Genomic DNA, 12,959 nt, shown 5'->3' with positions numbered 1-12,959 from the left:
AGGGCGCGCGGGGCCTCACGTACGCGGCGCCGCCGACGGCTGGGCCAGTTCGTCGTAGACGGACAGCACATGGGCGATCGTGTCGTCCTCGGTGGGCCAGCCGGTGGCCCGCAGCCGGCCCGCTTCGGCGAGGCGCTCCCGCCGGCCCGCGTCGCCGAGGAGCCCGGTCACCGTGCCGGCCAGGGCCCCCGCGTCACCGTAGGGCACCCATGCCGCCGCCTCGCCGACGAGTTCGGACAGGCCCTCGGACTCCGCGGCCACCAGGGGGATGCCGAGCCGCAACGCCTCGTGCGCCAGCACCGGCCGGTGTTCCCCTCGGCCGGGCAGCAGCGCCAGGTCGGCGGCGGCGAGGATCTCGCCGAGACCTTCCCGGCCGGCCAGGACGACGGCCGGCCCCTCGCCGCCGATCCGGCGGCGCAGGGCCACCGTCGGGTGCGCACGCTCCACGACGACCAGCAGGGGTACGGGGTCGAGCGCCCGCCAGACGCGGGCGGCGTCCAGCAGCGTGTCGTGGCCGTGGTGGGGCGACGAGCCCGCCACCGACACCAGCAAGGGCCTGCCGATCGCGCCGAGTTCGGCGCGCACCTTGCCGTCGTCGCGCCCCGGGTGCTCGGGGGCCGTCGCCTCCCCGGTCCCCGCGTCACGATCCGTCGCCCCCTCCTTCACCGCCGCGTCGCCGGCGCGGGTGAAGCCGCTCGCCGGAACGGCGGGGCGGGCGAGCCTGGCGTCCCTGGCGCCCCGGCGGCGGGCCCGGTCGACCAGCTCCGTCGACGTGGCGAGCACAACGGCCGCCGCACGGACGGCCCTTCGCTCCAGCAGGTGCAGCAGCCAGCCGCGGGCGCCCTCCGCCGTGGCCCGGTCGTGCCAGGTGACGACCAGCGGCGTACGGCGGCCGCTCAGTGCTATCCCGGCACGGACGGCGGCATGCAGGCCGTGCGCGTGGACGACGTCCGCGTCCGCGCAGGCGGCACGCAAGGCGGCCACGGCCGCCGGATCACTGCTCCGGGGTACGGGGGCGAAGCGGGCCCCCGTGGCCGGGAAGCCGTGGGCCCCCTCCGCGCCGGGCGGGGCGCAGACCGTGACCCGCACCCCCCGGGCGACCAGTCCCGCCGCCAGGGAGGTGACGTGTGCGCTGCTCCCGGCACCGCCGCCCAGGACTTGGACCGTACGCAGCTCTGACACGTTGGATGGCTCCCGGGGCTCCCGAGTCGGCGGAATGTACAGCGCCAAGGATGCCAGCCCGTACGCACGTTCAGGCACCGGAGAAACGTTGCTCCCCTCGGCGCGGCGACAGCCGGACCGTCCACCCCACTCGTGCGAGTGGCTCAGGAGAGACGGAGTTGACGTGTGGCCACCACCACCCACCACCGCCCGTGCCCGGCGGGCGCCCGGCCCGTGCCCGGCAGGCGTGTTCCGGAAAGCGGGTCGTCAGCCTGAAGGGCCCCGCCCGCGGCGTCAGGTGCCGTACACCGCACGGCGGGGGGCTGTCCCTGTGCCGGGCGGAGACGGACGATCCCGACAGCGCGGCGACGTGCCGCGCCCGCCGGGCGGGTGGGGAAGATGCCGTCCACCCGCCCGGCGACGTCCGGCACGCGCACGCGCCGCGTCGTCGGGACCGCCCCGTGCGGCGAGTACCGGGTCGGCCCTCCGCCGTGCGCTCGCACGCACCGGACGCCGCCCGTCCTGCCCTCCGGGCGGACGGCGCTCCCTCGAAACGCGTTCTAGCTGCCGGCCCGCGCGGTCGCCAGGAGTTCCTCGGCGTGCGCCCGGGCCGTTTCCGAGTCCTCCTGCCCCGCCAGCATCCGGGACAGCTCCCGTACCCGGTCCTCGCCCTCCAGGACCGTGACACCGCTCCTGGTGACCGAGCCGTCCACCGTCTTCTCGACCAGCAGCTGCCGGTCGGCGAAGGCGGCCACCTGGGGCAGGTGGGTGACCACCACGACCTGCGCGGACCGGGCGAGCTTCGCCAGCCGCCGGCCGACCTCGACGGCGGCCTTGCCGCCGACACCCGCGTCGACCTCGTCGAAGAGGTACGTCGGCACGGGGTCGGAGCCCGCGAAGACGACCTCGACGGCGAGCATCACCCGGGAGAGCTCACCCCCGGACGCACCCTTGGCGATGGGCCTGGGCTGGGCGCCGGGGTGAGGAGCCAGCAGCAGCTCGACCTCGTCGGCCCCGGACGGCCCGTAGACCACGCTCCGGCCCCCGACGTCGATGCCGGACGCCTCGTCCGCCGCCTCGGTCTGCCGGACGGCGAAGGAGACCCGGGCGTGCGGCATCGCGAGGGAGGACAGTTCCTCCGTCACCGCCGCGGCGAAGCGTGCCGCCGCCTCCGTACGCGCGTCGGTCAGCGCCTGCCCGAGCCCGGACAGCTCGGCGCGCAGCGCGTCGCGTTCCGCCGTCAGCTCGCCGATCCGGTCGTCGTCGCCCTCCAGCTCGGTCAGCCGGGCGGCACCCTCCCGGGCCCAGGCGAGTACGGCCGCCGTGCTGTGACCGTCCAGGCCGTCCTGGCCGTACTTGCGGGTGAGCGCCGTGAGCGCGGCACGCCGCTCCTCGACGGCGGCCAGCCGCAGCGGGTCGGCGTCCAGCTGGTCGGCGTACCCGGCGAGTTCTCCCGCCACGTCCGCGAGCAGGATGGAGATCTCACCGATCCGGTCGGCGAGCGCGGCCAGCGCCGGGTCGTGGGCCCGGACCGCGTCCAGGGACCGCCCGGCGGCGGCGACCACCGTGGTGGCGTCCACGCCCTCGGGGTCCTCCGGGTCGCCCGCGAGCGCGGTGTGCGCGAGGGCTGCCGCGGAGGCCAGGGCCTCGGCGTGACCGAGCCGCTCGGCCTCGGCGGCGAGGTCGGTGTCCTCCCCGGCCAGCGGTTCCACCGCGGCGATCTCGTCCAGGCCGAAACGCAGCAGGTCCGCCTCCTGGGCCCGTTCCCTGGCCCGGGTGGTCAGTTCCTCGAGCTCGGCGCTGACCGCGCGCAGCCGCCGGTAGGCCGCCGCGTAGGCGGTGTGCGGGACGGCGACGCCGTCGCCCGCGTACCGGTCGAGTGCCTGCCGCTGCCGCGCGGGCTTGAGCAGCCCCTGCTGGTCGGTCTGGCCGTGTACGGCGACGAGCTCGTCGGCGAGTTCGGCGAGCACCCCGACGGGCACGGACCTGCCGCCCAGGTGGGCCCGGGAGCGCCCTTCCGCCGAAACGGTACGGCTGACGAGCAGCGCGCCGTCCTCGATCTCGCCGCCGGCCTCCTCGGCGCGCACCGCCGCCGCGTCCCCCGGGGAGACCGTGATCCGTCCCTCGACGACCGCGGCCTTGGCACCGACCCGCACGAGGGCGGGGTCGGCACGCCCCCCGAGCAGCAGACCCAGACTGGTGACGACCATGGTCTTGCCCGCGCCGGTCTCACCCGTCACCGCGGTGAAACCGGGTGACAGCTCCACCACCGCGTCGTCGATGACTCCGAGCGACCGTATCCGCATCTCCTCCAACACGGACATGACCTTACGAGGTCCGGGCCCCGGCGCGCTAACGGCCTGCCCGGCGACACGGAGCTCTCACACCACGGCGCGGATCAGTGCGGAGCGCCCCGCCAGCCCTGGACGGGCAGGGCGAACTTGGCGACCAGACGGTCGGTGAACGAGGCGTGGTGGAGCCGGGCAAGCCGTACGGGCACGGCCCCTCGCCGCACCTCGACCCTGGCTCCGGCGGGCAGCTCGACGGACCTGCGGCCGTCGCACCACAGCACCCCGTGCGGGGTGTGCGGCTGCACCTCCACGGCCAGGACGGACGTGGGCGAGGTCACGAGCGGCTTGGCGAACAGCGCGTGGGCGCTGATGGGGACCATGAGCAGGGCCTCGACCTCGGGCCAGACGACGGGACCGCCCGCGGAGAAGGCGTACGCGGTCGAACCGGTCGGGGTGGCGCAGACGATGCCGTCGCAGCCGAACCCGGTCACCGGCCGGCCGTCGATCTCCAGGACGACCTCCAGCATCCGCTCGGGCGACACCTTCTGCACGGCGGCCTCGTTGAGGGCCCAGTCGGCGTGCACGATGTCGCCGTTGCTGCGGACGACGACGTCGAGCGTCATGCGCTCCTCGACCTCGTAGGCCCGGGTGACGACCCGGTTGACGACCTTGTCCAGGTCGTCGCGCTCGGCCTCGGCGAGGAAGCCCACCCGGCCCAGGTTGACGCCGAGCATGGGGACGCCGGAGGCGCGGGAGATCTCGGCGCCCCGCAGCAGCGTCCCGTCCCCGCCCAGCACGATCAGGAGTTCGCAGCCGTCCAGGACCGCCGGGGTGGCGTCGCTGACCGTCTGCACGGACGGCGGCAGCGGGAGATCGGCCGCCTCCACGGCCAGCACCCGCACGCCCAGGCCGTGTGCCAGCAGGCCCTGGACGACGAGTTCGGCGCTGCGGATGGCCGCAGGACGGCCGGTGTGCGCCAGCAGGAAGACGGTGCGTTCCGCGTCTCCGGGTTGTGCCGCATGCGTCGTCAACGAGGCCCCTCCGCCACTGCACGGTCGACATCCGCAGGATCCAGCTCAGGTGCTCCGGCCCGCAGCCACAGAAAATACTCGACGTTTCCGGAGGGCCCGGGCAGCGGGCTCGCCGTGACCCCCAGCACGCCGAGGCCCAGCAGACCCGCCCGGCGCGCCACCTCCCGTACGGCTTCGGCCCGCAGCCCGGGGCTGCGCACCACACCGCCGCTGCCCAGGCGTTCCTTACCCACCTCGAACTGCGGCTTGACCATGAGGACCAGATCCGCGTCGGGGGCGGCGCAGCGCACGAGGGCGGGCAGCACCAGGCCGAGCGGGATGAACGACAGGTCGCCGACCACGAGGTCCACCGGCTCACCGTCGATCTGTTCGAGCGTCAACTCGCGAACGTTCGTGCGGTCCTTGACGGTGACGCGTTCGTCGGACCGCAGCGACCAGGCGAGCTGCCCGTAACCCACGTCGACGGCGACGACATGACCGGCCCCGGCCCGCAGCAGCACGTCGGTGAAGCCCCCGGTCGACGCCCCGGCGTCCAGCGCCCGCCGCCCCTCCACCTTCAGCCCGAGGGGCCCGAAGGCGGCCAGGGCGCCCGCGAGTTTGTGCCCGCCCCGCGAGACGTACTCGGGGTCGCTGTCGTCCGCGAGGACGACGACGGCCGCACTCGTCTCGACCTGGGTGGCGGCCTTGGCCGCGGTGCTGCCGCCCACGGTCACCCGCCCCGCTGCGATCAGCTGGCTGGCGTGCTCGCGCGAGCGGGCCAGCTTACGGCGTACCAGCTCGGCGTCGAGGCGGCGTCGTGCCACTCCTGCCACGTTCGGTTCAGCTCCTGTCGTCGTGCGCGGGCGTCGATGCGGGTGCGGGCCGGGCGTCCAGCGCGGTCAGCTCGTCACGCAGCCCACGGTGTACATCCTCGTACACCTCGGTATGGCCGTCCGCCGGCAGGTGGTCGGCATCGGCCAGCCGCTCCAGCCGCGCGTCCACCCCGGCGTGTCCGGTGGGGGTGCGCGGAACACCGATGGGGGCGGGTGGGACAGGGGCGAAGGAAGGCGTCTTCGGCGCGGCGGCCGTGTCGTCCGCGTCGTCCTCCCGCGCCGTCCCCGGCTCCGGCATCCAGTCGCTCATGCGGGAACGCTACCCCGAAGGGCCGGTGTACGGTCGGTGACGATGGCGACCATGGCGGAGTGCCGCAGCGCACTCGACACACTTTCCGGCAACCTGGCGGGCGCCGACGGCGACGTACGCAGCGCCGCTGCGCTCGACCGCTCGTTGAGCTGCCACATCACGGACCTCGACGGCACCTTCGCCGGGCGGCTGGCGAACGGCCGGATCCAGGTCCTCGACACGTACGACGGCCCTCCCCGCGAGAAGGCGCAGATCCGCCTCGCGATGACCGGGGACGACCTGGTGGCCATGGTGAACGGCGAGCTGCACTTCGCGAAGGCCTGGGGATCGGGGCGGGTCCGGCTGGAGGCGGGCTTCCGCGATCTGCTCAAGCTCAGATCGCTGCTGTGACCGGCCGCCGGCTCACGCGCCGGCCCGCCTCCTGCGGGCGGCGGGGACGACGAGCGGGGTGCCCGTCTCCGGGTCGTCGATGACCTGACACGGCATGCCGAAGACCCGCTCCACGAGTTCGGCGGTCACGATGTCGCCGGGCGCCCCCTCGGCGATGATCTCGCCCTGGCGCATGGCGATGAGATGGGTGGCGTAACGGGCGGCGTGGTTCAGGTCGTGCAGTACGGCGACGAGCGTGCGCCCCTGGCTCTCGTGCAGGTCCGCGCAGAGGTCGAGCACATCGATCTGGTGCTGGATGTCGAGGTACGTCGTCGGCTCGTCGAGGAGCAGCAGCGGGGTCTGCTGCGCGAGGGCCATGGCGATCCAGACGCGCTGGCGCTGGCCGCCGGAGAGCTCGTCGACATAGCGGTCGGCGAGCTCTCCCACGCCGGTCGCGGCCATGGAACCGACGACGATCCGCTCGTCCTCGGGCGACCACTGGCGCAGCAGTCCCTGATGCGGGTACCTGCCGCGCGAGACGAGGTCGGCGACCGTGATGCCGTCGGGGGCCACGGAGGACTGGGGCAGCAGGCCCAGGGTCCTGGCGACCTCCTTGGCGGGCAGCCGGTGGATGGACCGCCCGTCCAGCAGCACCTCTCCCCTGCTCGGCCTGAGCATCCGGGAGAGCGCGCGCAGCAGCGTCGACTTGCCGCAGGCGTTGGGGCCGACGATCACCGTGAAGGAGTGGTCGGGGATCTCGACCGAGAGGTTCTCGGCGATGATCCGCCGGTCGTAGCCCAGGGTCACCGAGTCCGCGGTGAGGCGCTGCATGGTCGTGCTCCCGGTCTCGAAGGGGGTCGTCCGCGCGGTGGCGGTGTCCGGTGGGGTCGCCGGCGTGCCGGTTCTCATATGCGGCCCGCCCTGCGCTCGGACACCAGCAGCCACAGCAGGTAGCAGCCGCCGATCACGCCGGTGACCACGCCCACCGGAAGCTGCCGGTCGCCGAAGGCGTTCAGGGCGGTCCAGTCGGCGACGAGGAGCAGGGCCGCGCCCGTGGCGGCCGACGCGGCCAGGTTGGGCCCCGGCGCACGGGTGAGCCGCCGGGCCACCTGCGGGGCGCTGAGCGACACGAAGACGATGGGGCCCGCGGCGGCGGTGGCGACCGCGACGAGCAGCACGGCGCAGCCGAGCAGGAGGAGCCGGGTGCGCTCCACCCGTACGCCGAGCGCGTGGGCGGCGTCGTCGCCCATCTCGATCATGCGCAGCGCCCGGCCGTGCCCCAGCACCACGGGCAGGAGCACGGCGCAGACCGCGAGCAGGGGCCACACCTGCGCCCAGTCCCGGCCGTCGAGGGAACCGGTCATCCAGACGACGGCGCGGGTGGCGTCGACCAGGTCGGCCTTGGTGATCAGGTAATGGGTGGCGGCGGTGAGCATCGCGGCGGCGCCGATCCCGACGAGGACGAGCCGGTAGCCGTGCACGCCCCGCTTCCAGGCGAGCAGGTAAACAGCGGCTCCGGTGAGGATGCCGCCGGCCACGGCGCCCGCGGCGACCTCGGTGGCCCCGCCGCCCAGGAGCACGATCACGACGAGGGCGCCGACCGCGGAGCCCTGCCCGAGGCCGAGCACGTCGGGGCTGCCCAGGGGGTTGCGGGAGACGCTCTGGAAGACGGCACCGCCCATGCCGAGGGCGGCACCGACGAGAAGGCCGACCAGGACCCGCGGAAGCCGCAGTTCCGTGACGACGAACTCCTGCTGGAACGTTCCGCCGCCGGTGAGCGTGGTGAGTACCTCACCGGGCGACATGGCGTAGTCACCGCTGCCGATGAGCACCACCGCGGCGGCGAGCGCGGCGGCTGCGAGCAGCACGACGACCAGGCACGCCCGTACGTCGACGCGGAAGGAGTACCCGCCGGTGGTCCGTACGGCACGGACCGTCCTCGTGGTGTCCGGTGCGGCCTTCACAGCTGGGCCATCCTCTTGCGTCGTACGAGGTGGAGGAAGACGGGTCCGCCGAGCAGCGCGGTGACGATGCCGACCTGCAGTTCGGAGGGCCGGGCGATCACCCGGCCGGCCACGTCGGCGCCGAGCAGGAGCACGGGCGCGAGCACGGCCGCGTACGGCAGGATCCACCGCAGGTCGGGGCCGGTGATGCTGCGCACCAGGTGCGGGATCATCAGCCCGATGAAGACGATCGGCCCGCAGGCGGCGGTCGCGGCCCCGCAGAGCAGGGTGACGGCCACCATGGCGAGGATCCGGGTGCGGGTGAGGTGCGCGCCGAGCGCCCTTGCCGTGTCGTCTCCCATCTCCAGCGCGTTCAGCGGGCGGGCGATGAGCAGCGACAACAGCACGCCGAGCGCGATGAACGGCCATACCTTGGCGACGGTTCCCATATCGGCGGAGGCCAGCGATCCGACGGTCCAGAACCGCAGCCGGTCCAGCGCCGCCGCGTCGAGCAGCTGTACGGCGTTGACGTAGCCGAACAGCGCGGCGGTGACCGCCGTGCCCGCGAGGGCCAGCCGGACCGGATTCGCGGACCGGCTGCCACCGAGCAGGTACACCGCGACGGAGACGACCGCCGCACCGCCGAACGCGAACCAGACGTACCCGGTCAGTGAGGTGACGCCGAAGAAGCTGATGGCCGAGACGACGGCCGCCGACGCGCCCGCGTTGACCCCCAGCAGCCCGGGTTCGGCGAGCGGGTTACGGGTCAGCGCCTGCATCACCGCACCGGCGAGGCCGAGCGCGGCCCCGACGAGCAGCCCGAGCACCGTACGCGGCACCCGGACGTCCCGTACGAGGACGTCGACGCTGGTTCCCGAGGCGTGGAACAGGCTGTGCCGGACCTCGGAGAGCGGCAGGGCCTTCGCGCCGACGGCGACACTCGCCAGGCATACCAGCACCAGCACGCCCAGCGCCGCCAACAGCCCTGCGGCGCGCAGCGCGTGGCGTCCGGCGCGCACGGGTGTCTCCGGCGCGGCTCCGGGGCCGGCGTTCGGTTCGGGGGGACTCTCGACCAACACCGGGTTAGGTTAGCCTATCCTCCCAATGTGTGAACTGCCCGGTGCGCGGCTCCGGTGCCACCGCCCGGCGGGCTAGCTCCCCGCGGCCTTCCTCGTGGCGGCCGGGCTTCCGACGGGCGGCCCACCCTGCGGCCAAGCTGTCCCGGGGCGGCCTCCCCTGCGGCCCGGCTCCCGATGGACGCACCTTCCCGGTGGGACCCTCCCGGTGGGCGGTCCTGCCGGAACTCCGGCTGCCCGGTGGTCCTGCTAACCGGCGCGTGGGCCGTTCCCGGTGCGTGAACCTTTCCCGTGCGTGGGCCTTTCCCATGCGCGGGCCGTTCCCGGTAGTCCGGCTACCCGGGCGGGCCTTCCCGGCGGGGGGCCTTTCCGGTAGTCCGGCTACCCGGTGGTCCTGCCAACCGAGGCGTGGCCTTCCCGGTGGCCTGCTACCCGCTGGACGGCCCCTCCCGGCGCCCGGGGCGCGATCGGTCACAGGCCGAGCCTGGCCACCGCCTTCCCCGTGTCCAGAGTGCACGAACCTGCCCCCGCATGCGTCCAGGCAGCCCCGCACAGGGCCCGCAGACCGTCCAGCGGGTCACCGTCACCCTCCAGCGAGAGCGCGTCGCCCCGCGCCCCGGCCGTCCAGCCACCGCAGTGGAAGGCTCCGTCCCGCACCGACACCTCCGGCTGTCCGGTGAGCAGGCCGCGCAGGTCCCGGTCCACATAGGTCGGCCGGTACTTCGGCTCGGCCGCGAGCAGTTGGGCCGCGTCGGTCACCCCGGTCAGCACCAGAAGGGAGTCCACGCCCCCGTTGAACGCGCCTTCGATGTCGGTGTCCAGCCGGTCCCCGACGACGAGGGGCCGCTCGGCCCCGGTCCGCAGGACCGTCTCGCGGTGCATCGGCGGCAACGGCTTGCCGGCCACCTGCGGCTCCGCGCCCGTGGCGATCCGTACGACCTCTACCGCGGCGCCGTTGCCCGGCGCGATGCCCCGGGCGCCCGGGATCGTCAGGTCCGTGTTGGAGGCGAACCACACGGCCCCGCCCGCGATCGCGTACGCCGCCTCGGCGAACCGCCCCCACGGCAGGTCGGGCCCCCCGTACCCCTGGGCAACGGCGACCGGGTCGTCCTGCGCCGACTCCACGGGCACCAGCCCCCGCTCGCGCAGCGCGACGCGCAACCCCTCCCCGCCGACCACGAGGACCCGCGCCCCGGGCGGCAGCTGATCGGCCATCAGCCGCGCGACCGCCTGCGCCGAGGTGATCACGTCGGCCGGCTCGGCCGGGATCCCGAGCTCCGTCAGGTGGCCGGCGACGGCGTCGGGGGTCCGCAGGGCGTTGTTGGTCACGTACGCCAGCCGCATGCCGCCCGCGCTCGCGGTGCCCAGTGATTCGACAGCGTGCACGATCGCATGCCCGCCCGCGTACACCACCCCGTCCAGATCGAGCAGCGCCGTGTCATACGCCTTGCTCAGCGCCACACCACTTTCGTGCGGCCGGGACCTGTACTGCTGACTCATATGCCGCGCTCCTCTTTCCATGCCTCTCCCCCGATCATCGCCCATCCCATGGCGCACATACGATGCACGGATGAACTCACCCGGGCCTGCCGACGGCCATGGACTGCGGCTGATCCCCTTCCGCGGACTGCGGTACGTCCCCGAAAGGGTCGGCAGTCTGGCCGCCGTGACCTCTCCCCCGTACGACGTCGTCGTACGTCCCGACGGGCTGCACCACCTGGAGTCGGCGGACCCGCACAACATCGTGCGGCTGATCCTCCCCCAGGCGGACAGCGCCGCGGCACGGCACCGGCAGGCGGCACGGACCCTGCGGCGCTGGCTCGCCGAGGGCGTCCTCGCCCCCGACCCGGAGCCGGTGCTGTACGTCTACGAGCAGCGGGCCGGCGAGGTCCTCCAGCGCGGGGTGATCGGGGCGCTGGCGCTCTCGCCCCCGGCCGACGGCGTCGTACTGCCCCACGAGGACGTCATGGCCGACATCGTCGAGGACCGCGCCGCCCTGATGCGTACGGCGGCGGCCCACCTCGAACCGCTGCTCCTCAGTTACGCCGGCGACGGCGGGCCTACCGGTGCCACGGCCGTCATCGAACGGGTGGTGGAGCGCCTGCCGCTGCTCTCGACGACCACCGAGGACGGTGTCGCCCACCGCCTCTGGGCGGTCACGGATCCTGCGGAACGGGCGGAGATCCAGTCCGATCTCTCACGTCACCAGGCCCTGATCGCCGACGGTCACCACCGCTGGGCCACCTATCTCAGGCTGCAGCAGGAACGGTCCGGACCGGGGCCGTGGGACTTCGGTCTGGTCCTGCTGGTCGACACGGCCCGCTATCCCCTGCAGGTCCGTGCCATCCACCGCCTGCTGCACCGCCTTCCGGTCGCGGAGGCGCTCCGGGCTCTCGAAGGCGCCTGCAGGGTACGGACCGTCGAGGGGCCTCTCCCCAGGGCGCTCGACGCGCTCGCGGAAGCCTCGGTCGAGGGCAACGCCTTCGTGCTCGCGGGAGACGGCCACTTCCATCTCGTCGACCGGCCCGACGAGAACCTCCTGGCCCGAACGGTGCCTGCGGACCGGCCGGCGGCGTGGCGGGCGCTCGACGCCACGGTGCTGCACTCCGTGCTCCTCGACCATGTCTGGCGGATACCGGACGACCCGGACCACATCGCCTACATCCACAGCGCCGAGGCGGCGGTCGAGCAGGCCCAGCGGCGCGGCGCCACGGCGGTCCTGATGCATCCGGTGAGCGAGCAAACCGTCCGGGACCTGGCCAGGCAGGGCATCACCATGCCCCGCAAGTCGACCTCGTTCGGCCCCAAGCCGGCAACGGGCCTGGTCCTGCGCAGCCTCGGCACGGACTGACGGGCCGGAACGCAGGAGGGGGCGGCACCCACCGGGTACCGCCCCCTCCTGTGCGCGTTGTACGTCAGCGCTTACGCCTTCGCGGGTCCGTCCGCGCCCTCGAAGCCGTCGTCGACGCCGTCGCCTTCAGCTTCTTCGGCCTCTACAGCCTCTGCACCATTCTCGGCGTCGGCGGTCTCATCCGCGTGGTCCTTCGTGCCCGGGCCGCCCTCAGCCGCCGGTGTGACGTCGTCCTGCTCGTCGTCCTCGCCGAGGGCGTCGACGAACTCGACCCCGTCGAGCGCGGCGAGACGGTCGGACGCGTCGGTCGCACCGTCCTTGTCGGCCTCCATGGCCTTCGCGAACCACTCGCGGGCCTCGTCCTCGCGCCCGGCCTCCAGGAGGGCGTCCGCGTAGGCGTACCGCAGACGCGGGGTCCAGGAGTGGACGGCGCTGGAGGCGAGCTCGGGGCTCTGCAGCGTGACGATGGCGGCGTCGATCTGCCCCATGTCCCTGCGGGCCCCGGCGGCCACCAGACGCATCTCTACCTGGCCCGCCTTGTCCAGCTTCTGCACCTCGGGCTCACCGGCCATGGCCATGGCCCGCTCGGGACGCCCGAGCCCACGCTCGCAGTCCGCCATGACGGGCCACAGGTCGACGGACCCGGTCATCCGGCGGGAGGCCCGGAACTCGGCCAGTGCCTCCGCGTACTTCTGCGTGGCGTACGCGGCGAAGCCGGCGGCCTCGCGCACCGCGGCGACGCGCGAAGCCAGACGCAACGCGATGCGCGCGTACGCGTACGCCTGCTCGGGGTCCTCGTCGATCAGGCGGGCCACCATGACCAGGTTCCGTGCGACGTCCTCGGCAAGCGTCTTCGGCAGGCTCATGAGCTCCTGGCGGACGTCCTTGTCGATCTCGTCGCCGGTGACGTCGTCAGGAATGGGCAGCCTCTTGACCGGCTCCCGGTCGCGGTCGTCGCGCCCCTGGTAGCCGCCTCGGTCGTCCCGGCCACGGTAACCACCACGGTCGTTGCCCCGGTCGTTGTCGCGGCGCGGACCGCGGTCACGGCTGCGGTCGTCACGGCCGAAGCCCCCAGCGGCGCTGCCGCCCCGGCTGTCGTCACGACGGAACCCACC

12 protein-coding genes are annotated in these 12,959 nt (G+C 74.0%); 2 read left to right on the top strand and 10 right to left on the bottom strand.

Features of this window, described 5'->3' with window-relative positions; genetic code table 11:
• Positions 1–15: 15 nt before the first annotated feature.
• The 5 genes from ACH4VO_RS14720 to ACH4VO_RS14700 form a co-directional block, all read right to left on the bottom strand.
• On the bottom strand, positions 16–1,182 hold the full coding sequence (locus tag ACH4VO_RS14720; RefSeq protein ID WP_360986681.1) for a glycosyltransferase family 4 protein: 1,167 nt from the start codon (positions 1,180–1,182) through the stop codon (positions 16–18).
• A 539-nt stretch (positions 1,183–1,721) separates the two neighbouring features.
• Complete coding sequence (recN, locus tag ACH4VO_RS14715) at positions 1,722–3,485, bottom strand: DNA repair protein RecN (protein WP_360986683.1); 1,764 nt, start codon at positions 3,483–3,485, stop codon at positions 1,722–1,724.
• A 74-nt stretch (positions 3,486–3,559) separates the two neighbouring features.
• Positions 3,560–4,483: an NAD kinase gene (locus ACH4VO_RS14710; protein ID WP_360986685.1), complete on the bottom strand. Its 924-nt coding sequence runs from the start codon at positions 4,481–4,483 to the stop codon at positions 3,560–3,562.
• Complete coding sequence (locus ACH4VO_RS14705; RefSeq protein ID WP_360986688.1) at positions 4,480–5,295, bottom strand: TlyA family RNA methyltransferase; 816 nt, start codon at positions 5,293–5,295, stop codon at positions 4,480–4,482. The genes ACH4VO_RS14710 and ACH4VO_RS14705 overlap by 4 nt, the downstream gene beginning before the upstream one ends.
• 7 nt (positions 5,296–5,302) lie before the next feature.
• Positions 5,303–5,605, bottom strand: a complete 303-nt coding sequence (locus ACH4VO_RS14700) for a hypothetical protein (protein WP_360986691.1) — start codon at positions 5,603–5,605, stop codon at positions 5,303–5,305.
• A gap of 42 nt (positions 5,606–5,647) precedes the next feature.
• On the opposite strand from ACH4VO_RS14700, the gene ACH4VO_RS14695 reads away from it, so the two are divergent.
• Positions 5,648–5,995 carry an SCP2 sterol-binding domain-containing protein gene (locus ACH4VO_RS14695; protein WP_360986694.1) on the top strand — a complete coding sequence of 116 codons (348 nt, stop codon included), beginning with the start codon at positions 5,648–5,650 and terminating at the stop codon, positions 5,993–5,995.
• A 12-nt stretch (positions 5,996–6,007) separates the two neighbouring features.
• Here the strand turns inward: ACH4VO_RS14695 and ACH4VO_RS14690 are convergent, their stop codons facing one another.
• The 4 genes from ACH4VO_RS14690 to ACH4VO_RS14675 all read right to left on the bottom strand — a co-directional run bounded on the left by ACH4VO_RS14690 (position 6,008) and on the right by ACH4VO_RS14675 (position 10,493).
• The gene (locus ACH4VO_RS14690) at positions 6,008–6,805 is read right to left on the bottom strand and encodes an ABC transporter ATP-binding protein (protein WP_360986697.1); all 798 of its coding nucleotides are present in this window, start codon (positions 6,803–6,805) and stop codon (positions 6,008–6,010) included.
• A 74-nt stretch (positions 6,806–6,879) separates the two neighbouring features.
• Positions 6,880–7,938, bottom strand: coding sequence for an iron chelate uptake ABC transporter family permease subunit (locus ACH4VO_RS14685; RefSeq protein ID WP_360986700.1), 1,059 nt, complete (start codon positions 7,936–7,938; stop codon positions 6,880–6,882).
• Positions 7,935–8,936, bottom strand: coding sequence for an iron chelate uptake ABC transporter family permease subunit (locus tag ACH4VO_RS14680; RefSeq protein WP_360986763.1), 1,002 nt, complete (start codon positions 8,934–8,936; stop codon positions 7,935–7,937). Before ACH4VO_RS14680 ends, ACH4VO_RS14685 begins: the two co-directional genes overlap by 4 nt.
• A gap of 528 nt (positions 8,937–9,464) precedes the next feature.
• Positions 9,465–10,493, bottom strand: coding sequence for an HAD hydrolase-like protein (locus tag ACH4VO_RS14675; RefSeq protein ID WP_360986703.1), 1,029 nt, complete (start codon positions 10,491–10,493; stop codon positions 9,465–9,467).
• Positions 10,494–10,563: 70 nt separating this feature from the next.
• On the opposite strand from ACH4VO_RS14675, the gene ACH4VO_RS14670 reads away from it, so the two are divergent.
• Positions 10,564–11,844, top strand: coding sequence for a DUF1015 domain-containing protein (locus ACH4VO_RS14670; protein WP_360986706.1), 1,281 nt, complete (start codon positions 10,564–10,566; stop codon positions 11,842–11,844).
• 71 nt (positions 11,845–11,915) lie between these two features.
• Here the strand turns inward: ACH4VO_RS14670 and ACH4VO_RS14665 are convergent, their stop codons facing one another.
• Positions 11,916–12,710, bottom strand: coding sequence for a hypothetical protein (locus ACH4VO_RS14665; protein WP_360986709.1), 795 nt, complete (start codon positions 12,708–12,710; stop codon positions 11,916–11,918).
• Positions 12,711–12,959 lie beyond the last annotated feature (249 nt).

The sequence above is a fragment of the Streptomyces sp. NPDC020780 genome (assembly GCF_044334475.1).
In the GTDB taxonomy this organism is placed as follows: domain Bacteria; phylum Actinomycetota; class Actinomycetes; order Streptomycetales; family Streptomycetaceae; genus Streptomyces.
Note: the sequence above shows the minus strand (reverse complement) of the source record. Positions and strands in the feature narration are given on the sequence as shown.

Excerpts from the sequence above, each read along its gene's own strand:
- ACH4VO_RS14665 (WP_360986709.1), bottom strand. The coding sequence starts at position 12,710 with ATGAGCCTGCCGAAGACGCTTGCCGAGGACGTCGCACGGAACCTGGTC.
- ACH4VO_RS14700 (WP_360986691.1), bottom strand. The coding sequence starts at position 5,605 with ATGAGCGACTGGATGCCGGAGCCGGGGACGGCGCGGGAGGACGACGCG.
- ACH4VO_RS14670 (WP_360986706.1), top strand. The coding sequence starts at position 10,564 with ATGAACTCACCCGGGCCTGCCGACGGCCATGGACTGCGGCTGATCCCC.
- ACH4VO_RS14695 (WP_360986694.1), top strand. The coding sequence starts at position 5,648 with ATGGCGACCATGGCGGAGTGCCGCAGCGCACTCGACACACTTTCCGGC.
- ACH4VO_RS14675 (WP_360986703.1), bottom strand. The coding sequence starts at position 10,493 with ATGAGTCAGCAGTACAGGTCCCGGCCGCACGAAAGTGGTGTGGCGCTG.
- recN (WP_360986683.1), bottom strand. The coding sequence starts at position 3,485 with ATGTCCGTGTTGGAGGAGATGCGGATACGGTCGCTCGGAGTCATCGAC.
- ACH4VO_RS14690 (WP_360986697.1), bottom strand. The coding sequence starts at position 6,805 with ATGCAGCGCCTCACCGCGGACTCGGTGACCCTGGGCTACGACCGGCGG.